The 22,093-nt window shown below is 67.5% G+C and carries 19 protein-coding genes; 5 read left to right on the forward strand and 14 right to left on the reverse strand.

Going from position 1 to position 22,093, the window contains the following annotated elements:
• The first annotated feature begins 90 nt into the window (after positions 1 to 90).
• Together E6C76_RS07260 and E6C76_RS07265 are read left to right on the forward strand one after the other, a co-directional pair.
• Positions 91 to 468: an MbcA/ParS/Xre antitoxin family protein gene (locus tag E6C76_RS07260; RefSeq protein WP_136347555.1), complete on the forward strand. Its 378-nt coding sequence runs from the start codon at positions 91 to 93 to the stop codon at positions 466 to 468.
• Positions 465 to 1,211: an RES family NAD+ phosphorylase gene (locus E6C76_RS07265; RefSeq protein WP_211090144.1), complete on the forward strand. Its 747-nt coding sequence runs from the start codon at positions 465 to 467 to the stop codon at positions 1,209 to 1,211. Before E6C76_RS07260 ends, E6C76_RS07265 begins: the two co-directional genes overlap by 4 nt.
• An 82-nt stretch (positions 1,212 to 1,293) precedes the next feature.
• Here E6C76_RS07265 and E6C76_RS07270 read toward each other — a convergent pair whose 3' ends face one another.
• The 6 genes from E6C76_RS07270 to E6C76_RS07295 all read right to left on the reverse strand — a co-directional run bounded on the left by E6C76_RS07270 (position 1,294) and on the right by E6C76_RS07295 (position 9,674).
• On the reverse strand, positions 1,294 to 3,714 hold the full coding sequence (locus E6C76_RS07270; RefSeq protein ID WP_230976177.1) for a TonB-dependent siderophore receptor: 2,421 nt from the start codon (positions 3,712 to 3,714) through the stop codon (positions 1,294 to 1,296).
• Between the two features lie 148 nt (positions 3,715 to 3,862).
• The gene (locus E6C76_RS07275; RefSeq protein ID WP_136347557.1) at positions 3,863 to 4,834 is read right to left on the reverse strand and encodes a FecR domain-containing protein; all 972 of its coding nucleotides are present in this window, start codon (positions 4,832 to 4,834) and stop codon (positions 3,863 to 3,865) included.
• Between the two features lie 9 nt (positions 4,835 to 4,843).
• The gene (locus tag E6C76_RS07280; RefSeq protein WP_136347558.1) at positions 4,844 to 5,365 is read right to left on the reverse strand and encodes a sigma-70 family RNA polymerase sigma factor; all 522 of its coding nucleotides are present in this window, start codon (positions 5,363 to 5,365) and stop codon (positions 4,844 to 4,846) included.
• Positions 5,366 to 5,543: 178 nt separating this feature from the next.
• Entirely contained in the window at positions 5,544 to 6,812 is a 1,269-nt protein-coding gene (locus E6C76_RS07285; protein ID WP_136347559.1) for a Zn-dependent hydrolase, read from the reverse strand.
• Between the two features lie 14 nt (positions 6,813 to 6,826).
• Complete coding sequence (locus E6C76_RS07290) at positions 6,827 to 8,332, reverse strand: CoA-acylating methylmalonate-semialdehyde dehydrogenase (RefSeq protein ID WP_136347560.1); 1,506 nt, start codon at positions 8,330 to 8,332, stop codon at positions 6,827 to 6,829.
• Positions 8,333 to 8,366: 34 nt separating this feature from the next.
• The gene (locus tag E6C76_RS07295; protein ID WP_136347561.1) at positions 8,367 to 9,674 is read right to left on the reverse strand and encodes an aspartate aminotransferase family protein; all 1,308 of its coding nucleotides are present in this window, start codon (positions 9,672 to 9,674) and stop codon (positions 8,367 to 8,369) included.
• A gap of 218 nt (positions 9,675 to 9,892) precedes the next feature.
• On the opposite strand from E6C76_RS07295, the gene E6C76_RS07300 reads away from it, so the two are divergent.
• Positions 9,893 to 10,630 (forward strand): GntR family transcriptional regulator, encoded by a 738-nt coding sequence (locus E6C76_RS07300; protein WP_136347562.1) that lies wholly within the window; start codon positions 9,893 to 9,895, stop codon positions 10,628 to 10,630.
• An 18-nt stretch (positions 10,631 to 10,648) separates the two neighbouring features.
• On the opposite strand, the gene E6C76_RS07305 is transcribed toward E6C76_RS07300, so the two are convergent.
• On the reverse strand, positions 10,649 to 11,140 hold the full coding sequence (locus E6C76_RS07305; protein WP_136347563.1) for an Lrp/AsnC family transcriptional regulator: 492 nt from the start codon (positions 11,138 to 11,140) through the stop codon (positions 10,649 to 10,651).
• A 159-nt stretch (positions 11,141 to 11,299) separates the two neighbouring features.
• On the opposite strand from E6C76_RS07305, the gene E6C76_RS07310 reads away from it, so the two are divergent.
• A complete protein-coding gene (locus tag E6C76_RS07310) occupies positions 11,300 to 12,250 on the forward strand; it encodes a hypothetical protein (protein ID WP_136347564.1) in 951 nt (316 codons plus the stop codon).
• A gap of 42 nt (positions 12,251 to 12,292) precedes the next feature.
• Here E6C76_RS07310 and E6C76_RS07315 read toward each other — a convergent pair whose 3' ends face one another.
• The 5 genes from E6C76_RS07315 to E6C76_RS07335 form a co-directional block, all read right to left on the reverse strand.
• The gene (locus E6C76_RS07315) at positions 12,293 to 12,754 is read right to left on the reverse strand and encodes a bacteriohemerythrin (RefSeq protein WP_136347565.1); all 462 of its coding nucleotides are present in this window, start codon (positions 12,752 to 12,754) and stop codon (positions 12,293 to 12,295) included.
• A 289-nt stretch (positions 12,755 to 13,043) separates the two neighbouring features.
• A complete protein-coding gene (cowN, locus tag E6C76_RS07320) occupies positions 13,044 to 13,376 on the reverse strand; it encodes a N(2)-fixation sustaining protein CowN (RefSeq protein WP_168734270.1) in 333 nt (110 codons plus the stop codon).
• Positions 13,377 to 13,439: 63 nt separating this feature from the next.
• Positions 13,440 to 14,084 (reverse strand): Crp/Fnr family transcriptional regulator, encoded by a 645-nt coding sequence (locus E6C76_RS07325; protein ID WP_136347567.1) that lies wholly within the window; start codon positions 14,082 to 14,084, stop codon positions 13,440 to 13,442.
• Positions 14,085 to 15,035 carry a response regulator transcription factor gene (locus E6C76_RS07330; RefSeq protein WP_136347568.1) on the reverse strand — a complete coding sequence of 317 codons (951 nt, stop codon included), beginning with the start codon at positions 15,033 to 15,035 and terminating at the stop codon, positions 14,085 to 14,087.
• A complete protein-coding gene (locus E6C76_RS07335; RefSeq protein WP_136347569.1) occupies positions 15,019 to 18,036 on the reverse strand; it encodes an ATP-binding protein in 3,018 nt (1,005 codons plus the stop codon). Before E6C76_RS07335 ends, E6C76_RS07330 begins: the two co-directional genes overlap by 17 nt.
• A gap of 492 nt (positions 18,037 to 18,528) precedes the next feature.
• Between E6C76_RS07335 and E6C76_RS07340 the strand changes: the two genes are divergently transcribed.
• The gene (locus E6C76_RS07340) at positions 18,529 to 19,410 is read left to right on the forward strand and encodes a hypothetical protein (protein WP_136347570.1); all 882 of its coding nucleotides are present in this window, start codon (positions 18,529 to 18,531) and stop codon (positions 19,408 to 19,410) included.
• A 1,061-nt stretch (positions 19,411 to 20,471) separates the two neighbouring features.
• On the opposite strand, the gene E6C76_RS07345 is transcribed toward E6C76_RS07340, so the two are convergent.
• Positions 20,472 to 20,693 carry a hypothetical protein gene (locus E6C76_RS07345; RefSeq protein WP_136347571.1) on the reverse strand — a complete coding sequence of 74 codons (222 nt, stop codon included), beginning with the start codon at positions 20,691 to 20,693 and terminating at the stop codon, positions 20,472 to 20,474.
• A partial coding sequence (locus E6C76_RS22025; RefSeq protein WP_168734271.1) for a hypothetical protein occupies positions 20,680 to 22,093 on the reverse strand: 1,414 nt, incomplete at its 5' end. The genes E6C76_RS22025 and E6C76_RS07345, both read right to left, overlap by 14 nt.

Here is a 22,093-nt window from a genome sequence, read left to right on the forward strand (position 1 = left end):
AAAGTTGAAAATTCCGGTCACTTGATTGATTTTTCCCCGTCTGGCGCCCATGATGGAGTGCATGTAGAACCGGCACTCCGGAGGGACGCCATGCCAGCCACCCAAGCACGCACCAGACCCGACGCGGCCGCCGTGCTCACCAAGGCCACCGTGCGGGCGGCGGAACTGCTCGGGCTCAAGGCGGTCGACCTGGCCGTGGTGCTGGGCGTCAGCGAATCCAGCGTCACCCGCCTGAAGCGCGGCGGGCGCCTCATCGAGCAGGACACCCGCGAAGGCGAATTCGCCCTGCTGCTGATCCGCGTGTTCCGCTCGCTCGACCCCCTGGTCGGCGGCGACGACGCCCAGCGCAAGCGCTGGATGCACACCCACAACCGCGCCCTCAACGGCATCCCCGCCGAACTCGTCCGCCGGGTGGAAGGCCTCGCCCGCACGCTGAACTACCTGGACGGCATGCGCGCGCCCGCATGAACGCCACTTCGCCGCCCCCGTGGCAGGCATGGCTGGCGGACCGGCACGCCGACCTGGAGATGCCCCGCGCCTGGCGCGGCGTGGAAACCCAGTACCTCGCCGCCTCCCTCGCCCTGGTCGACACGGCCGACGAGCAGGCCCTGCTGGAAGAACTGCTGGAAGGCAGCAAGCCCGCCCTGCCGCCCGAGGCCGCCGGCAAGCCCTATCTGCTCGCCACGCCCTTCCGCTACCTGCCCGCGCACGACTCGCGCTTCCGGCGCGCCGCCTCGGGGCTGGGCGGCGTGTGGTACGGTGCCGCCACGCTGGCAGCAGCCTGCGCCGAAGTGGCCTGGTGGCGCATGCGCTTCGTCGCCGATTCGGCCGGGCTGAGCGAGGCCGGCGCGCGGGCGGTCACCTCGGAGCACACCTTCTTCCACGCCCGCATCCGGGGCCGGGCCATCGACCTGACCTCGCCGCCGTGGGTGGCCTGCGCGGCGCAGTGGACGCATCCGTCCGATTACACCCACACCCATGCGCTGGCCGAAGCGGTGCGCACCCGCCATGCGGAAATCGACTGGATACGCTATGAATCCGCGCGCAGCCCCGGCACGGCCTGCGCCGCCGTGTTCAACCCGGCGGCCCTGCACGGCACCGGGCAGGCCCTGCGGGCCTCGTACCAGCGCTGGCTGTGCAAGGCCACCCGCTCCACGGCAAGCATGATCAGCCTGGACGAACGCGGCCGCGCTTTTGAATGGGCGGGGTAGGAGGAAGCCGGCGGGTGTCAGGGTGTGCATGAATCGGCGGTTTTCCTCCGTCCCTGCGGCCCCCGCCCGCCCCGCGCCGGGCTCAGAAGCTGTACTTCAGCGAGGCCATGAAGTTGCGCGGGGCGCCGTAAAGACCGTTTTCGCCGATACCGCTGAAATAACGCCGGTCCAGCGCATTGTTCAGGTTGAGGGAAACGGACAGACTCCGGTCGATCTGGTAGCGCGCCATCAGGCTGACCAGGGCGAGACTGCCTTGCCGGTAGTTGAAGCCGCTCCCGCTGGTAATGGCATTCTGCCAATGGAGGCCGCCGCCCAGCGTGAGTTTCTCCCATGCGCCGGGCAGGCGGTAGCTGGTGAACAGCTTCAGCGTCTGGCGGGGAACGTAGGTGAGCACGCGTTGGCCGTCGCCATCTTCGGTGGTCGCATAGGCGTAACCCGCCGAAAGCTGCCAGCCCGGCGCCAGTTCACCGTTGAGCTCCAGTTCGACGCCTCGGGCGCGGGTGTTGCCCAGCAGGTCGTAGGTGAACGCGTCATTGTTCCAGACGGCCAGGTTGTCTACTTCGTTGCGGAACACCGACAGGCTGGCCGTCAGGCGGCCGCCGTGGAAGCCGGCCTTGACGCCCGCTTCATAGCTGACGCCTTCCTCGGGTTTCAGCGCCGTCGGGATGAACTCGCTGAGCCAGGAATCCTGCGGCCGGAAGATCTTGGTGTAGCTGGCATAGACCGACCAGGTGTCGTTCAGCGCATGCACGATGCCGGCATACGGGACGAAGGTGTTCTTGCGCTCGCGGGTGGAGAAGTCCCCCCACAGAACGCTGGTTTCGTCATGATCCCGCGCCCAGCGGGTGGTGCGCCCCCCGAGCAGCAGGCTGGTGTCATCCGTGAGCGTGAAGCGGGCATTCACGAAGGCACCGTAGTTGCGCTCTTCTCCACGGGAGCTGCCGGTTTTTGCAAACGTCGGAGCCGGTGCATTGGCCCACTCATGGACGGTGGTCGCAACGGGATAGCCCGCATCCAGGGTGTAGGCCGGGCCGTGCGACCTGAGCTTCGACAGCGTGAGGCCGGCAATCAGCTCATGGTCGCGGCCGAACAGCGGAAACATGCCGGAAACGTAGGCATCGACGTTGTCCTGCTTGAGTTGGTGTTCCCAACGGTTCGGTCGAATCGTCACGCCTGCGCCGGTTGCCGGGTCGACCGTGCCGAGGAAGCTCGCGACCAGGCCATCGTAGTCATAGCGCGTATGGCTGTACTCCACCTTGCCGACCCATCCGGAACCGAAGCGGTGTTCCAGCGAGGCGAAGATGCCATCCATGTCGTGCTTGTAGTAGCGCCACTTCTGGCTGGTATTGCCCGAGCGCGACAGCGGGATGCGCTGGCCATTGCTGAAATAGAGCGGCCGGCTGATGATGGCGGAGTCGCTATCCTGCCGCAGATGGTTGAAGCCGACGGTGAGCAGCGTGTGCTCGCTCAGGTCGAACTCGCCGATGCCGTAGAGCGCGAGGCTCTCCTGTTTGAAGCGATCCACCCAGGCGCCCTGTTGCTTGTAGTCGCCGACCAGGCGCAGGCGTGCCGTGCCGCTCTCGTTCATGGCGCCGGATACGTCGGCCCCGGCGCCATAGCGGTCCCAGTTGCCGGCCTGCAGCGTGAGCGTGCGCCGCGTCTCGGCGGTTGGCCGCTTGCGGATCAGGTTGACCGTGGCCGCCGGCGTGCCGAGGCCGTTCATGACCCCCGTGGCGCCGCGCACCACTTCCACGCGGTCGTAGGCGGCCGTATTGGCGAGGAAGGGACTCATGCTGGTGGAGGTCGGCACGCCGTCGATCTGGAAGTTGCCCAGGCTGGAGCCGCGCGCGTAGATGTTGGGGCTATCCTGCCCGATCGAGCTTTGCTGGACGGAGATGCCGGCCGTGGCGTTGAGCGCGTCGACCAGCGTGTCCAGCTTCTGGTCGTCCAGCCGCTGCCGGGTCAGCACGGTGACCGCCTGCGGGGTTTCCTGCGGAGACAGGTTCAGGCGGGTGGAACTGCTGGTGGACCAGGTGGTGTAGGAGCCGGTGCCTTCGGTGGTGGCGCCGAAGGCCTTGCCGGAAACCGCGATGGCGGGCAGCACCGCCTCGCGCTCCTGCTGCAGGGCGCGCAGCGCGTAACCGCCGTTGCCGCGCTCGAAGGCTTCCAGCCCGCTGCCGGCGAGCAGCGCAGCGAAGCCCTGCGCGATGGTGTAACGGCCGCGCAGCCCGGCGCTGTGGCGGCCGGCGGTCTGTTCCGGCTCGAACGACAGCGTGACGCCGGCCTCGCCGGCAAAGGCGGACAGCGTGGCGCCGAGCGGGCCGGCGGGGAGGTCGTAGTCGCGCAGAGCGGGCTGCGCGTCCTGCACGGCCGTGGAGGACTGCGACAACGCCGGCGGCACGGCCGCGAGCAGGCCGAGCGCCAGCAATACGGCCTGGGCGAGCGCGTTGGGAAGCACGGGCACGGACGGCGCGCGGGCGGCGCGGAGAGAGGATCTGGACACGGGCTGGGCTCCTGTTCGTGGGTCCATTGAGCGATGAATCCACTGCATGCCGAGCGAGCCGGTGCAAAACGGCCAAACTTCCGGAAAAAAGAATCGGGTCACGCAAAACCGCCTGTATGGCCCAGCGCCCGCAGCGGCCCGGAACCCGTCACACGGCGGGCAGCACGCTGACCCAGTAGCGCGTGCGGCGCTGCACGCGCACCGGCAAGGTGGCGGCCACGCTGTCGAGGACGTGATCGGTATCAGCCAGCTGGAAAGCGCCGGAGATGCGCAGGCCGGCCACTTCCGGCGCGCAGCGCAGGATGCCGGGGCGGTGGCGCGCCAGTTCGGCGAGGAAGGCATCCAGCCGCATGTCGTCGGCGTACAGCACGCCGCGCGCCCAGCCGGCCTCGGCCAGTTCGCCGCGATGTGCGGCGGGCTCGGACACGCCGGCGGCGTCCAGCAGCACCCGCTCCCCGGCCTGCACGATGCGCGCGCCCGTGCCGGCGGCCGGCGTCGCTTCGACGCGGCCGTCGAAGACGCTCAGGCGGGTGGCGCTTTCCTGTTCATGCACGGCGAAGCGGGTGCCCAGCGCGCGCATGCGCCCATGTGTGCTGCGCACGATGAAGGGGCGTGCCGCAGGCGCCGGGTCGGGCGCCGTCTGCACCAGGATTTCCCCATGCCGCAGCAACACCAGGCGTTGCATATCGTCGTAGCGCACTTCCACCGCGCTGCCGCTGTTGAGTTGGACGCGGGTGCCGTCGGCCAAGGTGATTTCACGGCGTTCGCCGGCCGCGGTGTGGAATTCCACCAGGCCGGGACGGTGCTGCCAGGCCAGCCAGCCGCTGCCCCCCAGCATCGCGAACAGGCCAACAGAACGCAGCACCGTGCGCCGCCCCTTGTTGCGCGGCGCTTCGGCGCGCGTCAGCACCGGCACACCCAGTTCGGCCGGCACCAGGCCGAAACGCGCCTTCAGCCGCTCGGCCCGCTGCCAGGCCCGTTCGTGCGCGGGATCGGCCTCGCGCCAATGCCGGCAGGCTTCCGTATCCTGCGCGCTGGCGGAACCGGAATGCAGCCACGCCAGCCACTGCGCGGCCTGGCGGATCACCGCGGGATCGAGCGGAGAATCGGGGGCTGCCATGGCGCGGACTCAATCGTCCATCAGGGTGAGCACCGCTTCGAAGCTCTGCGTCATGTAGCGCTGCACGCTGCGCACGCCGATGTCCAGGCGTTCGGCGATCTGCGCGTAGCTCAGCCCTTCCATCTGCGAGAGCACGAACACGCCGCGCGCCTTGGGCGGCAGGCGGCTCAGCAGGGCATCGAGCTCGTGCAGGGTCTGCAGCGCGATCAGCCGGGTTTCCTCGCAGGGCACCAGGGCTTCGGGCAGCTCCCGCAGCGTATCGAGCCAGGCGCGTTCGAGCGCCTGGCGGCGATGGTGGTCGTTGAGCACGCCCCTGGCGATGGTCACCAGATAGGCGCGCGGCTCGCGCACCGTCTCCAGCACCTGCGGCTTGACCAGGATGCGGGTGAACACGTCATGGACGAGGTCCGCCACCGTGTCCGTGTCGCGCAGACGGCGGCGCAGCCACGCGCGCAGGCTGTCGTGGTTGGCACGGTAAAGGTCTTCGACGGATACGGCGGGCGTCTGCGGCGGTGACGGACTGGCGGGCATGCGAAGCTTCGGTGATTCGAGATGTTGAGAATGATAACAATACTCAAATCAACAACGCTATCCAAGACCGACCCAGGAGGAAGGCGGCTCCCGCCTAGGGCGTGTTCCCACTATCCCCGGCGGTCGCGCCACCGCCCAATCGGGCGCATCTCGGCGTTGCGGATAGTGGGAACACGCCCTAGGGCACCACCCCCGCCCGCTCCAGCATCGCATGCAGCAGCACGTTCGCCCCCGCTTCCAGGTGCGCCGGGTCGGCATCCTCGATCTCGTTGTGCGAGATGCCGTCCTTGCACGGCACGAAGATCATCGCGGTCGGCGCGGTGCGCGCGACGTACACCGCATCGTGGCCGGCACCGCTGACGATGTCCAGACAAGCGTTGCCGGAACGCCGGGCGCCCAGGCGGATGGCATCGACCAGCAACGGATCGAAGGCGACGGGTTCGAAATACACCACCTGCTCGAGCGCCACGCCCACTGGGAAATCGCGTTGCAGTTCGGCGGCCGCCTGGCGCAGCGCAGCGTCCATGGCGAGCAGGCCGGCGTCGTCGCCATGGCGGAAGTCGACGGTGAATTCCACCCGGCCGGGGATGACGTTGCGCGAGTTCGGATGCACATGCACGCAGCCCACCGTGCCGCGCCCGTTGGGCTGGTGTGCGAGGGCGATGTCCACCACCTTCTGCATCAGGTGGGTGGCAGCGAACAGCGCGTCCTTGCGCAGGTGCATGGGCGTGGGGCCGGCATGGGCTTCCATGCCGCTGACCGTTACGTCGTACCAGCGCTGGCCGAGCGCGCCGGTGACCGCGCCGATGACGATGCCGGCATCTTCCAGCACCGGGCCCTGCTCGATGTGCGCTTCGAAGTAGGCGCCGAAGCGCGGCGCGCCGGCGGCCACCGAGGCCGGCGCGGGGCCGGCGTAGCCGATGGCGGCGAGCGCCTCGCGCACGCTGACGCCGTCGTGGTCGGCGCGCGACAGGGCGTAGTCCAGCGTGAAGTCATCGCAATACACGCCGGAACCCATCATCACCGGCACGAAGCGCGAGCCTTCCTCGTTGGTCCATACGCACACCTCGATGGGCGCCTCGGTGCGCACGCCGTGCCGGTTGAGAGTGCGCAGCACTTCCAGCCCGGCCATCACGCCGTAGTTGCCGTCGAACTTGCCGCCGGTGGGCTGGGTGTCGATGTGGCTGCCGGTGGCGATGGCCGGCAGGTCGTCGCGCGCGCCGGGGCGGCGGGCGAAGATGTTGCCGATGCCATCGACGCGGATCGTGCAGCCTTCGGCGCGGCACCATTGCGCGAACAGGTCGCGCGCCTGGCCGTCCAGGTCGGTGAGCGCCAGGCGCGCCACGCCGCCCTTGTCGGTGGCGCCGATGCGCGCCAGGTCCATCAACGATTGCCACAGGCGGGCGCCATCGACGGCCAGTGCGGTGGCGGACAAGCGGTCGTTCATCACGGGGCTCCGGTTCAAGCGTTGCTGGGGAAGGCGAACTGCGCCTTTTCGATGCCGGCGCTGGGCCAGCGCTGGGTGAGCGTCTTGCGCCGGGTGTAGAAGCGCACCGCGTCCGGGCCGTAGGCGTACAGGTCGCCGAACAGCGAGCGCTTCCAGCCGCCGAAGCTCTGGCAGGCCACCGGCACCGGCAGGGGCACGTTGACGCCCACCATGCCGACCTGCACGCGGTCGGTGAACAGCCGCGCCACCGCGCCATCGCGGGTGAAGATGCAGGTGCCGTTGCCGAATTCGTGGGCGTCGATCAGCGCGATGGCTTCTTCCAGCGTCTGCACGCGCACCACGGCCAGCACCGGGCCGAAGATCTCTTCCCGATAGATGCGCATCGACGGCTTGACGTGGTCGAACAGCGTGCCGCCGAGGAAGAAACCCCCGGTGTGGCCCCCCTCATGGCCGGCCACCTTTAGGCCACGGCCATCCACCACCAGTTCGGCGCCCTCTTCCGCGCCCGCGTCGATGTAGCCGCGCACCTTGTCGCGGTGCGCACCGGTGACCAGCGGGCCCATGTCCAGCCCGCGCTCGGCGCCGTTGCCGATGCGCAGCGCCTCGACCTTGGGCTTGAGCTTGGCGACCAGCGCGTCGGCCACCGCATCGCCCACCGCGACGACCACGGAAATCGCCATGCAGCGCTCGCCGCAGGAGCCGTAGGCCGCGCCCATGATGGCGTTGACGGCGTTGTCGAGATCCGCGTCCGGCATCAGCACGGCGTGGTTCTTGGCGCCGCCCAGGGCCTGCACGCGCTTGCCGTGCGCGGTGCCGGTGGCGTAGATGTATTCGGCGATGGGCGTGGAGCCGACGAAACTCACGGCCTGCACGCGCGGGTCGGTGAGCAGGGTGTCGACCGCTTCCTTGTCGCCGTTGACCACGTTGAACACGCCGGCCGGCAGGCCGGCTTCGGCGAGCAGTTCGGCGAGGATCAGCGGCGCGGACGGGTCTTTCTCCGAGGGCTTGAGCACGAAGGTGTTGCCGCAGGCGATCGCCATCGGGAACATCCACATGGGCACCATGGCCGGGAAGTTGAACGGAGTGATGCCGGCCACCACGCCCAGCGGCGGGAATTCCGACCAGGAGTCGATCTCCGGCCCCACGTCGCGGCTGTGCTCGCCCTTGAGGAATTCCGGCGCGCCGCAGGCGTATTCCACCACCTCGATGCCGCGCGCCAGTTCGCCGTGGGCGTCTTCCCAGACCTTGCCGTGCTCTTCGACGATGGCCGCGACGATGCGGTCGGCGTGGCGTTCCAGCAGTTCCTTGTACTTGAACAGGATGCGCGCGCGCTTCAGCGGCGGGGTCTTGCGCCAGGCCGGAAAGGCGGCCTCGGCGGCGGCGATGGCGGATTCGACGGTGGCTTTCGAAGCCAGCGCCACCTCGCGCACCGGGGTGCCGAGGGCGGGGTTGAACACCGGCTGCGGCCGGTGGGTGTCGGCAACGGCGCGGCCGTCGATGAAGTGTCCGAGAATCGTCATGGTTGTCGTTCGTTGAATGGGGTTGGGGAAAGGCTCAAGCCACCTTGCCGAGCGCCTCGCGCACGGTGTCGAAGATGCGCGCCAGTTCATCCGGGGTGGAATCCAGGAAAGGCGAGAACTGCAGGATGTCGCCGCCGTTGCGGATCACCACGCCGGCCTCGAAGCACTTCAGGAAGACTTCCAGGCCGCGCGCGCCCGGCGCGCCCGGGCAGGGTTCGAGTTCGATGCCGCCCATCAGCCCGAAGTTGCGCACGTCGATGACGTGGGGCGCGCCCTTGAGGGCGTGGATGGCCTCTTCGAACACCGGTTCCAGCGCGCGGGCGCGGGCGAAGATGTCTTCCTCACGATACACCTGCAAGGTCGCCAGCCCGGCGGCGGCGGCCACCGGGTGGCCGGAATAGGTGTAGCCGTGGAACAGTTCAACGGCGTTGTCCGGGCCCTGCATCAGCGCCTGGTAGATCTTTTCGCTGACGATCACCGCGCCCATCGGAATCACCCCGTTGGTAAGGCCCTTGGCCGTGGTGATGAGGTCCGGCGTGACGCCGAAGCGCTCGGCGGCGAACGGCGCGCCGACGCGGCCGAAGGCGGTGATGACCTCGTCGAAGATCAGCAGGATGCCGTACCTGTCGCAAATCTCGCGCAGGCGCTGCAGGTAGCCCACCGGCGGCACCAGGATGCCGGTGGAGCCGGCCACCGGCTCGACGATCACCGCAGCGATGTTGGAGGCGTCGTGCAGCGCGGCCAGGCGCTCCAGATCGTCGGCCAGTTCCGCGCCCCAGGCCGGCTGCCCGCGGCTGTAGGCCATGTCGGCGCGGCTGTAGGTGTGGCGGAGGTGGTCGGTGCCGGGCAGCAGCGTGGCGCTGAACACCTTGCGGTTGCCGGGGATGCCGCCCACCGACATGCCGCCGAAGTTCACCCCGTGGTAGCCGCGCTCGCGGCCGATCAGCCGGGTGCGCTGCCCCTCGCCGCGCGCGCGATGGTAGGCCAGGGCGATCTTCAGCGCGGTATCGGCCGATTCCGAACCGGAGTTGGTGAAGAACACCCGCTCCAGCCCGGCCGGCGCCAGCGCGGCCACCTCGCTGGCCAGCGCCACCGCGCGGTCGTTGGCGACCTGGAAGGCCATGCCGTAGTCCAGCGTGCCGACCTGCTCGCGCACGGCCTCGACGATGCGCGGGTGGCAGTGCCCCAGGCCGGAGGACCACAGGCCGGAAAAGCCGTCGAGCAGCTGGCGGCCGTCGTCGGTGGTGTAGTAATGCCCGCGCGCGCCGGTGATCACCCGGGGGGTCTTCCAGAAGGCGCGGTTGGCGGTGAAGGGCAGCCAGTAGGCTTGTTCGTTGTTCATGGCGGGCATCCGTCGGGGGAGTGGCGATGATGTGGATGCTAGCGAGGGTTTCAGATGCAGAAAATAATGGAAATCGACAGCGAAGTTTCAGCTGGATGAAACCATCGCGCGGCTTGCCCTGCATTCCGCCCGCCGCGCGCGGCGCCGGCCCCGCCGCTGTTTACGCCGCCGCCGCTCCCGACGAAAATGCCGGTTGCTCCCCACGCGACGCATTCGCCATGTCCGCCACCCGAACGGCCCGCAAGCCGGCCGCACCGAAAGCCCCCGAAGCCCGTCCGCCGCTCGACAACCAGCGCATCTACGATCTGGTGTTCGACGCCATCGCGCACCGCAAGCTGCCGCCCGGCACCAAGCTGTCGGAAGAGCGCCTGTGCCGCGTGTTCGGGGTCAGCCGCACGCGCCTGCGCGAGGTGTTCTGCCGCCTCGCGCAGGACCGCATCATCACCCTCAAGCCCAACCACGGCGCGTATGTGACCAGCCCGAGCGCACGGGACACGGCCGAGGTGTTCGCCGCGCGGCGCGCCATCGAGACGGCGGTGGTCGAACAGCTCGCGCGCGGGCTCGCGCCGGATGCGGCGGCCCGCCTCGACAAGCACCTCAAGCAGGAAAGCCGCGCGCGCACTGAGCACGACCACGAGGCGCTCACCCGCCTCACCGGCGACTTCCACCTGCTACTCGCCGAACTCACCGGCAACAGCCTGTTCTACGACATCACCCGCCGCCTGGTGGCGCTCAGCAGCCTGATCATCGCGCTGTACGACTCGGCCGACGCCAAGGCCTGCATGGACCACGAGCACCACGACATCGTCCAGCGCATCCGCGCCGGCGACGCGGACGGCGCGCGCGACCGCCTGATGCGCCACCTGCGCCACGTCGAGCAGTCGCTCAGGCTGGACGACGACGAGGGCGAACGCTTCGACATCGAATCGGTGTTCGAGGCCCTGCTGCGCGTCTGAGCCCGCTCTGCCGCAGCGTCAATCCCCGTCCGCCGACAGGTCCAGCGCGGTGTCGAACTTGTTGCGGAAGCGCGAGACCATCGTGCGGAACTTGCGCAGATTGCCGTCCGCGTACAGCACGCGGTCGCAGAAGCGGTCGTAGGCATCCATGTCCGGCACCACCACGATCAGCACGAAGTCGGTCTCGCCGGTGACCTGGTAGCACTGCTTCACTTCCGTGGCCGCCTGCACGCGCAGCAGGAACTGCTGGTACAGGTCCTTGCGGTCGCGTTCCATGGTCACTTCCACCACCACATGCAGCCACTGGCCGAGCCTCTCGGGCGCCAGCAGCGCCACCCTGCGCGCGATCACCCCGCGCTCGACGAGGCGGCGCACGCGCTTCAGGCAGGCCGGCGGCGACAGGCCCACGCGGTCGGCCAGCGCGGCGTTGGTGAGCGCCGCGTCGCGCTGCAGTTCGGCGAGCAGGCGACGGTCCAGACGGTCGAGTGCGACGGAGGTTTCGCCGGCCATGCGCATTCCCTTCAGGAAATAAAATGAATTCTACGGAGCAATAAAGAAATTTTCAGAAAAGCATGAGAGGCAATCCGAGAAACTATTTTTACCCCACCCGCTAGAATTTCCCCCGTTCCGCCGTCGCGGATCATCTCAACAGACCCTAGCATGCCGCCGATGCCTCCACGACTCCAGCAACCCATCCACGCACTGCGCGACTTCCTGCTCGATGCCGGCAGGGTGTATCTGACCCTGCTGCGCGTGATGGTGCCCGCACTGATCGCCGTGAAGGCGCTCGACCTGTTCGGCGCCACGGTCTGGCTGGCCTGGCTGCTCTCGCCGCTGATGCGTCTGGTCGGCCTGCCCGACGAGATGGGCATCGTCTGGGCGGCGGCGATGCTCACCAACATCTACACTGCGCTGGCCGTGTATGCCGACATCGGCCCGGGCACGCCGCTCAGCGTGGCGCAGGTGAGCGTGCTGGGCACCATGATCCTGCTCGCCCATTCGCTGCCGGTGGAAGGCGCGGTGGCACGCGCGGCCGGTGTGCGCTGGGGCGCCACGCTGGCCTTGCGCATCGGCGGCGCACTGGTGCTCGGCGCCCTGCTCCATCTCGTCTACGCCGCCGCCGGCATCCTGCAGGAACCCGCGCGCATGCTCTGGCAGCCGCCCGCCGCCGACCCCACGCTGGCCGGCTGGGCGCTCGACCAGTTGCACGTGCTGGTCATGGTGTTCTTCATCATCGCCGCGCTGATGGCCATGCTGCGCCTGTTGCGCCTGCTCGGCATCGAACGCCTGATGCACTGGCTGCTGACGCCCCTGCTGAAGTTCATCGGCGTCGGCCGCGAGGCCGCCAACGTGACCATCATCGGCGCCACGCTGGGCATCAGCTTCGGCGCCGGACTGCTGATCCGCGAGGCACGCGGCGGGCATCTGAGCGCCCGCGACATCTTCCTCACCCTCGCCTTCCTGGGCCTGTGCCACAGCGTCATCGAGGACACCCTGCTGATCCTGCTGCTGGGCGCCGATCTCTCGGCGATCCTGTGGGCGCGGCTGGCCTTCGCGCTGCTGGTGACCGCCGCGCTGGCCCGCCTGCCCGGCCTCGCGCCGGCTCCGCGCGACGCCTGATCGCCGGCCCGCCACGGCGGGCGGCCTGCGCGGGACAGCGTGTCAGGCGGACCGCATCAGGCGGCCAAAGAAGCGGCCGAGCAGGCCGCGCCCCTGCGTGCTGCGCGCACAGGCCTGCGCATAGGCACGGTCCTCGACCTGGATATGGCGCACCAGCCAGTCGCGCAGGAACTGCAGCAGCTCCAGGCTGATCTGCTTGCCTTGCTGGATGTCCGCGCGGGCGGCGTTCACGCGCGCGACGAACTGCTCGTGCTGGGCGCGATGCGCCGCCAGGCCGGCGTAGCCGGTGGACTGCATGTAGGCCTCTTCAGCACTGAAATGCGTCACGGTATACCGCTCCAGCTCGGCGAGGATGCGCAGCATCTCCGAACTGTCGGTGCGGCGCACGATGGCCGACCACAGGTGGTTCATGATGTCGAACAGCACCTTGTGCTGATCGTCGATCTCTTCCAGTCCGAGGCTGTAGCTCTCGTCCCACGCCACCAGGCTGTCCTTGCCCGCCATCCCGAATCCTCCGCTGTTCAGGGTACTGCCGGCACCACCCCACGGGTGCGCGGCAACCATCTGCCGGTCACGGCGACCGCTGGCCGTTCGTCGTACTGTCGAATGAAACGCAGAACAACGGCCAGCGGGGCGTTCCAGCGCGACCGATCGCGCTGCCCTGCCCCGGTGTCGGCATATTACCCAAGCTTACAAATCATGCAAGAAGGATTCTGCGATATCTGTCTTTCGCCATAGTTTTCAGAATCTTTGCAATGCCATTGCAGCGGACGCCGGGGAGCGGCCCGGAAGTTCAGCAGCATTCGTCCTCGAGCTTGTCGAGCAGCGCCAGGGCTTCCTGGTCGTCATGGGTCTCGAACAGTTCGCGCAGCATGTTGATGTAGCTATGCACCAGGAAGAGTTCGTCGCAGCGCTGGCTGCTGCGCCCCTCCAGCTTGTCGCGGAACTGGTCCCAGAAGGCGTTGCTCTGCCCCGGTTGGTCGATGTGGCGGCGCACATACTGCATCAGCAGCTTGGCGTTGCCGTCGCAGTCGATGCCGCAGAAGGTCACGTAGCGGTCCGGCTTGTCGAGCGCCTGGGCAAAGGGATTGGCGGCGAGCGCGGTGGCGTAGGGGTTGTCGGACATCTCGGGCTCCGGGCGGAATGGGGTCGATGGCGGCATTTTGGCGGTCGGTCGGGCGGACGTCTGTCAGCCAGCCGACAATCCTCCCGCACCGGCGCGGCGGCGCAGTTCGGCGGGGTCGAGCAGGATCAGGGTGCGCCGGCCGTCGCGCGCCACCACCCCATCGCGTTCCAGCTGGGTGATGAGCGAGGAAACGCTCTGTCGGGTGGTGCCGAGCAGGCGGGCGATGTCCTCGGTGCGCAGCACGAGCGCCACGCGCAGGCCGGGCGGCAGCGCCGGGTCGGTCTCGCGCGCCCGTTCCAACAGGAAGTTGGCGAGCCGTGCCGGCACGTCGCGGAAGGCCAGGTTTTCGATGATGCCGATGGAGCCGGCGAGCAGGCGGGCGAACACGCGGATGATCACCGGGGTGAGCTGCGGCTCGGCGAGCAGGCGGGCCTGGAAGCCGGCGGTATCGGCGACCTGCACGCGGCAGTCGGTGAACGCCTCCACCCAGGCGCGGCTGTGGGTGGAGAAGATCTCGCCCGGCTCCAGGAAGGCCAGCGTGAGTTCCTTGCCTTCCCCTGCGATGAACACCCGCGCGCGCCCTTCCTGCAGCACGAACACCTTGTCGGCGCGCCCGCCCGGCGTGCAGATGAACTCGCCGCGCACATGGCGGCGCTCCAGCGGATGCGGCAGCAGATCACTGGCCGTGCCCTGCGGATGTCGCCTCATTCAGGTCTCCCCTGCCGCGCCGCGCAGCTTGCCCATGGCCATCGACGCGGCGGCGGTACGGGTTTCCACGCCGAGCTTGTCGAACACGTGTTCCAGATGCTTGTGCACCGTGCGCGGGCTGGTGCCGAGAATGTCGCCGATGTCGCGGTTGGTCTTGCCGCGGATCACCCAGTAGAGCACCTCGGCCTCGCGCGCGGTGAGGCGGAAGGCGGCCACCAGCGCCTCGATGGCGGAGGCGTCGTTTTCCTCGCGCAGCACGATCAGCCATTCGTCCGCGCCCTCTTCCGCCGCCCGGTCGTGAAAGGTGGCGAGCAGGCGGCGCGGGCCTTCGGCATGCACCCGTTGCGGGGCCTCCTCGCCGGTGCGGCGCGCGCGCTCGGCGTTCTCGGCCCAGGCCAGCAGGCGCGCGGGCGTACCGCCGGCAGCCTCGGGAAACCATTCGGCAAGCAGCGCGCGTGCCAGCGCGGTCTGCCAGGTGATGCGCCCGCTGGCGCCGTGGATGGCCACCGTGCCCTGACCGAAGGCATCCAGCGCGCTGCGCGCCTGGCGCATGTGGCGCGCGCTCTGCAAGTGGGCGGCGATGCGCGCGAGCACCTCGGCCGGGCGGATCGGCTTGGTCACGTAATCCGCCCCGCCGGCGGCGAAGGCGGCCACCAAGTGCTCGGTTTCGGTCAGCCCGGTCATGAACACGATGGGAATGTGCTGGGTGACGAAATCCGCCTTCAGCCGCCGAGCCACCTCGAAGCCGTCCATGCCGGGCATCATCGCGTCGAGCAGCACGATGTCCGGCAGGCTCTGGCGCGCACGCGCCAGCGCGGCCTCGCCGTGGGTGGCCACCAGCACGGTGTAGCCGGCCTCGTCGAGCGCGTCGTGCAGCAGCGAGAGATTTTCCGGCACATCGTCCACGATCAGCACGATGTCGTTGTCAATTCGGTTACGCACGGGATTCATGACCGGCCAGAACAAGGGAACGCATGGCGTCGAACTGGAATTCGCGCGCCTGTATGCGCAGGCGGCGGACGAATTCCGCGCAGGCGGGCTGCGCCGCCTCGATTTCGTCGAGTTTTTCCAGGATGCCGCGCAGGTAGCCCAGGCCGATCAACTCGTCCAGGGCATGCAGCGCGGCGGTTTCCGGATACACCAGGACGGGCACCGGCGGCGGCGCGGCCACCCGGCGCGGCATGGTGCGCGGCCGCGCCGCAGGCGCCTCGGCCACGCGTGGCAGGAACAGGCGGATGCGGAAAGTGGTGCCCCGCCCCGGCGTGCTGTCCACCTGCATCTCGCCGCCCATCAGGTCGGTGAGCATGCGCGCGATGGTCAGCCCCAACCCGGTGCCACTGGCCTCCGCGTTGCCGGACACGCCGCGCGCGAAGGGCTCGAAGATGCGCGCAAGATCCTCGGCAGCGATCCCAGGGCCGCTGTCGCGCACCTCGAATACCGCCATCTCGCGCGCGTAGCGCAGACGCAGCACCACCTCGCCGCGCATGGTGAACTTCACCGCGTTGCCGACGATGTTGATGAGGATCTGGCGCAGGCGCTTCTCGTCGGCACGCACCGCCGCCGGCAGTTCACCGTCCTGCTCGTAGCGGAACGCCAGCCCCTTGTCGCGCGCCTGCAGTTCAAACATATGCACCAGGTCGTCGACGAACTGTGGGAAGTCCAGCGCACCGCTTTCCAGCTTGAGCTTGCCGCCCTCGATACGCGCGATGTCCAGCGTGCCTTCGATCAGCGAGAGCAGATGCTCGCCGCTGCGGCGGATCACCCGCAGGGCCTGGCGCCGGTTGTCCGGCACGGCCGGGTCGTCGGCGAGCATCTGGGCGTAGCCGAGAATGCTGTTGAGCGGCGTGCGCATCTCGTGGCTGATGGTGGTGATGTAGCGCGTCTTGGCCCGGTTGGCCTGGTCGGCCTGGGCGCGCGCGCGTTGCAATTGCTCGTCGGTGCGCCGGTGCAGGTCGATCTCGCGAGTCAGCAGATGTGTCTGGCGGTTGGATTCCTCCTGCGCCACCTTGCGGCTCTTGTGCGCCAGCACCAGCCACCACGCCGCCACCCCGGCGACCAGCAGCAGCAGCGCGTAGGCCTTGATGAAGCTGCTCTGCAAGGCCGGCACCAGTTCGGCATGCGTGCGGCCGAGCGCTTCGGCCTCGTGCAGGTAGAGCAGGCCGAGCAGCAGCGCCAGGGCAGGCACGATGAAGCTCATCAGTGCCAGGAAATGCCCCAGTCCGGAATGCAGCCAGGGCTGCACCACCCCGGGCAGCCAGCGCCGCGCCACGCCCTCCCATTGCGCGGCCAGCGTGGCCTGCGGTTTGCACAGATCGTGGCAGCGTGCGTCCAGCGCGCAGCACAGCGAACAGATCTGCCCCTGGTAGGCCGGGCAATGCGCCATGTCGTCGGATTCGTACTCGCGCTCGCACACCACGCAGCGCCGCAGCCCGCCGCCGGCCGGCGCCTGGTCGGCGCGCGCCAGGTAGTAGCGCCCGCCGGTGGCCCAGGCGATCAGCGGCGCGGCGGCGAAGGCCACACCCAGACTGATCAGCGTGGCGTAGGGCTGCACGGACGGCCCGAAAGCGCCCAGGAAGGCGGCCACCGACAGGGCCGAGGCCAGCAGCATCGCGCCCACGCCCACCGGGTTCACGTCATACAGATGGGCGCGCTTGAACTCGATGCCCTTGGGCGACCAGCCCAGCGGCTTGTTGATCACCAGATCGGCGGCCACCGCAGCGAACCAGGCCACCGCCACGTTGGAATACAGGCCGAGCACCTGGCCCAACGCCTGGAACACGTCGAGTTCCATCAACATCAGCGCAATCAGCGTGTTGAACACCATCCACACCACCCGCCCCGGATGGCTGTGGGTGACCCGCGCGAAGAAGTTGGACCATGCCAGCGAACCGGCATAGGCGTTGGTGACGTTGATCTTCAACTGCGAAACCACGACGAACACCGCGGTGACCGCGAGCACCACGCGCGCATCGTCGAACACGTAGCCGAAGCCGATCAGATACATCTGGTTAGGGTCCACCGCCTTCTCGGCGGGCACCAGCGCGCTCAGCGCCAGCCAGGCCAGCAGCGCGCCGCCGAGCATCTTCACCGCGCCCATCAGCACCCAGCCGGGCCCGCCGAGCAGCACCGCGAACCACCAGCGCCAGCGGTTGGCGCGCGTCTGTTCCGGCATGAAGCGCAGGTAATCGACCTGCTCACCAACTTGGGTGATCAGCGCAATGCCGACGGTCACCGCCGCACCAACGAGGTGCATGTTGAACTCGCCCCCCTGCCCGTCCAGCCCCGCATAGGCGAACAGCCCATGCAGGGCTTCCGGCTCCTGTTGCAGCAGGAACACGTAGGGCAGCACCAGCAGCACGATCCACAAGGGCTGCGAAAGCGTCTGCAGCCGACTGATGTGGGTGATGCCGTGGGTGACCAGCGGAATCACCACCAGCGCGCTCACCATGTAGCCCCAGACTGGTGCAAGGCCGAAGGCCAGCTCCAGCGCGTAGGCCATGATGGCCGCTTCCAGCGCAAACAGGATGAAGGTGAAGCAGGCGTAGATCAGCGAGGTGATCGTCGAGCCGATGTAGCCGAAGCCCGCGCCGCGCGTCAGCAGATCCATGTCCACCCCGTGGCGCGCCGCATACACGCTGATCGGCAGCCCGGTGGCGAAGATGATCAGGCTCATCGCCACGATGGCCCAGAAAGTGTTGATGAAGCCGTAGTTCACCAGCAGCGTGGCGCCCACCGCCTCCAGCACCAGAAAGGCCGCCGCGCCGAACGCGGTGTTGGCCACGCGCATCTCGCTCCACCTGCGGAAGCTGCGCGGGGTGAAGCGCAGCGCGTAATCCTCCAGCGTTTCGCGCGCCACCCAGGCGTTGTAGTCGCGCCGCACCTTCATGACGCGCTGCACCGGTTCGGCGGCGGGCGCTGCGGGCGACGGGGCGGAGGTGGGCGGCACGGACATGCGGGCGTGGGATGCTGGGGGCAGGCTGCAGTCCAGCAATCGGCGTGCCAGCGCGGGAGCCACGCATGAGCGGAACGGAGGGGGCCGGCATGTCGGCTATCCGCCAATCGCCCCGCCACCCCGCGTCGTTACGGACAGACATGACCACGCACCGCACAGCGTCACGAACGCCCGGAAAGCAAAAAGCCCCGCAGTGCGGGGCTCAGTGCTTTGGCGGAGACGGAGTAATTCACACACTCTTTCATTACGCCACAATCATCGAATAAGAATCGCGCTGCCTACAAATCTACCTACAAAATGGTTGATCCCAAGGGCTCGGCGCAGCGCGATCAGATCAGGACCAGTGTAGGCGTGCATGGAGTTCCTCGCCACGGCAAGCAGGCGCCAATTATTTCACATTGGTAAGATCAGCGTTTTGAAAAGGTCCTACCCATGCCCTCAAAAACCACGCGACACAGCCGTATCTTGATATGGCCGCTTTGGAGTCTATTAATGACCTTGGTCATTCTCGCCCCTTGGGTGACCTACATTTACTGGTTCGCCATCCACCCCCCAGGTGGAAGCTCTTTAAGCACAGATACTGAGATATGGGGGCAATTTGGCGACTTCATTGGCGGGGTGCTGAATCCAGTGGTGGCCACAGGTGCGTTCTGCTTGCTCGCGATCTCAGTTGGCATCCAGAAAAGAGAGCTGGAGGCCACTCGAGACGTCATGACTAAGCAGTCTGAGACGTTAAAACAGCAGGCGTTTGAGAGTACATTTTTCTCCTTACTTGATCAACTTAAGGATTCGAACCATCGTTTGTCCGAATTAGCCGAGCGGTGGCCTCCCTCTTCGGAAGAATTTGCAGGAGAGCCACCGCCCTCATCCCTGGCCAATCTACAGCCCGAGCCTGTTTCACAGTTCATTGCTGTCAGGCAACATTTACAGATGTCGCGCTCGAGATTGAATTTGATGCCCGTGGCCGTCGCTCAGAAAAACTGCGACCTGCATTTCCCCGCAGTGATCAAGAACGGGATGAACCTGCTGCAAATCCTGCAATTTCTGGATCTCAGGTCACCCGAGCTAGATAAGGATCGCCTGAGCTTCTATCTCCGCCTGATTCGGAATCAGACTGACGGGCCCACGCTTCTGCTTATAGCTGCGCGGGCCTTGCCTGGGGCACCTGATTACCCCACACCGGAACACAGGCTTGGATTGAAAGCTCTCCTAGAGAAATTCGCCATGCTCGAAGAGATTGGGTTCAAGGGAAATGCAGCCCCCTTCGGGTATGAAGGCCAAGTGATGGCCTTCTATGATTCAAGCGCTTTCGGAAATAATGAGGGCTATCGCCAGTTTCAAGAAGCCCAGGTGCGCAACAGCAACAGTCTCTGACCACTTTCACATCTCCCGCAGGTCGCAGGTCAGACCTGCCAGCGGCACCAAGAGGATTCGGCGGGGGGCGGAGGCTGCGGGAAATTCTGCGGCAAGGATGGACATCTGCACGCTCACTGCACCGCTCTCAGGGCGTCGAGCTGCGCAGGCAGGCGAAGTCGGCGAGCAGATCGCCGGTGGAGGCGGCTGGCGTGCCGTTGCCAGCAACGTCGGGATCTGCGGCGGTGCCACAGCCAGAATTGCCACCTTACCAACCACAGACATACCAGAGGAATTCAAATCCTGACCATCTCAACCAGCGTACCGGGTAACCGACGCAGAATAAACTCCCTCCGGGAACTCACCAATGATGCGGGAGCATCACCGTGCAGGCGTATGCACGTCAACATCTGGTCCAGCGCCACCGGAACACGCCTGGGGCTGTGCAAGCATGCACCTATTTCCATGCCACCAATGACTCGAACCTCCTTCTCCCAAGCAAATAATTCCTGCTTGCACGTAAACAGATCAACCGGGCCCAATTCCATCAAAAAGTGTTTGTCATAGTTTAGGTACCGAACGGGCGCAATGACAAAATCCGGCCCAATCGCTGCCCGAAGATGACGAACTGTTGTCTCTATAACAACTCCTTCCGCACCGCCTGCGTAGTCAGACCACATTCGAGTATCTGCCGTATCTGCACACGTCCAGCAACTGATTACGTAGGCCCCACGCCCTGCCTGTGCAATTGCTGTTTTCGCCCGCTCAGCAATGGATCTACCCTCACCATCAACCCCCCACGACACTAGCTGATTGTCCCAGTAAGCATGATCTACATTGCTGTAGCTTCCCTCCCTATCGTCTGAAAACCTTGATGCAGGGGGGAAATACAGCTCCCCTTTTATCAGAAGATCATCGAACTTCTTTGGAGTCAGAAAGCGGCGCAACGTTAGGCTGCCACTCTCCCGCTCAAACTGACTCGCCCATTCCGGTCGCTGCAGGGGCATGAAACACCATTCATACTCATGACAGAAGGGCCATATCTTCAGTGTGAAACACACTTGATGGCAACTATCCCTTCTTCACACTGTTTGCGGCGTGTAAATCAGCCCGCCCGGCGCCGGCCCTTCGACGACCCCGGCGCGGATGAAGACCGCGGTGTCCACCGCCGCCTCGCCGCGCGCATGCACACGGGCGCCGCCGGGGAGTTCGACAAGGACGCCGGTGTCTGTGGTGGCGACGACGGTGCCGTATTCCAGGCGCGGCTCGGGGATGAGCGCGCGCAGGCGGTTATAGAGGTTCATGGGTTTCCACCTGGATGGTCTGCGTGATCTTCGGGAAATCGACCTGCACGGACACGCCACGCGCGAGGCCTCGATGGATGGTGCCCTGCTCGGTGTAGTCGAGCAGCGCGCCAGGCAGGATGATTCCGGTCTCCTGCAACACCGGCAGGGTGACGCCGACCTGGGCCTGCCGGCCGGTGTTGCTGAGGATGCTGCGGCCACGCTGCAGGGTGGCGGTGGCGTGGGTGAGTAGCTCATCGGTGACCATGGGCGCGGCGCGGTCGCCGGCGGTGCCGGTGCGGGTGACGTGGCCGAGGATGCCGGTGCCGGCCAGATAGACGGTGTTGTAGTCGGGCTGGTCGGACCACTCGATGCCTTCGATGGTGACCACGTCTTCCGGCAGCGCGATGTCCGGGGTGAGCGCGGCCCACTCCCAGGGCGCGGCGGGGTACGTGGGCAGGATGCGCAGGGTGCGGGCGGTGGCATGGGGCTGGACATAGGCGCCGGCGGCCTGGGCGATGCGGGTGATGGCGTCCATGGCCGTACCGGTGTGGTTCCAGATGCCGGCCGGGACCAGCCAGTCCTCGATCTGCCAGTCGATGGCCCAGCCGATGGGCACGCCGTTTTCCGTGAGCGCGGCTTCCATCAGTTGGCGCGCGGTGCGGTCTTCATCCGCGCTGCGGGTGTCGCTCGGTGCTGCCGGCGCGGCGAGTTCCGCCGAGCGGCTGCGGCCGCCGATGCGCAGATCCGCGCGGCCGAAGCGGCGCTCGCGGACGATGGATTCCACGGTGAGGCGCAGCGGGGTGCCGTTGATGGTGGCGAGCACTTCGCGTTTAACGCCGGCCACCGGGCGCAACTGGTCTAGGTAGGCGGCGGGCACGGTGGCGGACCACGTCCAGGCCCAGGACTCGTAGTCCAGGCTGGCCTGGAAGGCGCTGGCGTTGATGGGGGTGCCGCCGACGATGGCGAGGCTGAATGTGTTGAGCACGTAGTAGACCTCCTGGACGGGCACGACGATGGTGCCGGGGGGCGGGTCGATGGGGCACGGCGGTTGGATCTCGTAGCCGAGGCCGAGCACGACCGGGCAGCGCAGCGGACGCGGGATGTAGTCGCCGGTGCAGGGGATGACGATGCGCAGCGGCGGGGGCTGGTAGATCGGCCACCAGTAGCCGGGCGGCGGGGGCATGCCGTCCGACCAGCGGATATGCAGGCGGATGGCGGCGGGGGCTGGGCTGGGCCGGTGGCCGATGCCCAGCGCGCGCGTGGCGGGCCGTGCCTGGGCGTGCGGAACGGCGAGCGACGGGCGCCGGCGCAGTTGTTCCGCGTGCCGCAGGCGGGCGCCGGTGCGCCGGGCCGGGCCGTGGGCATGGCGCAAGGCCACCGGGCGGCGGGTACGCAGGGCCTCGGCGGTGGGCAACGCG

Origin of the sequence: Pseudothauera nasutitermitis (assembly GCF_004801295.1) — a bacterium.
In the GTDB taxonomy this organism is placed as follows: domain Bacteria; phylum Pseudomonadota; class Gammaproteobacteria; order Burkholderiales; family Rhodocyclaceae; genus Pseudothauera; species Pseudothauera nasutitermitis.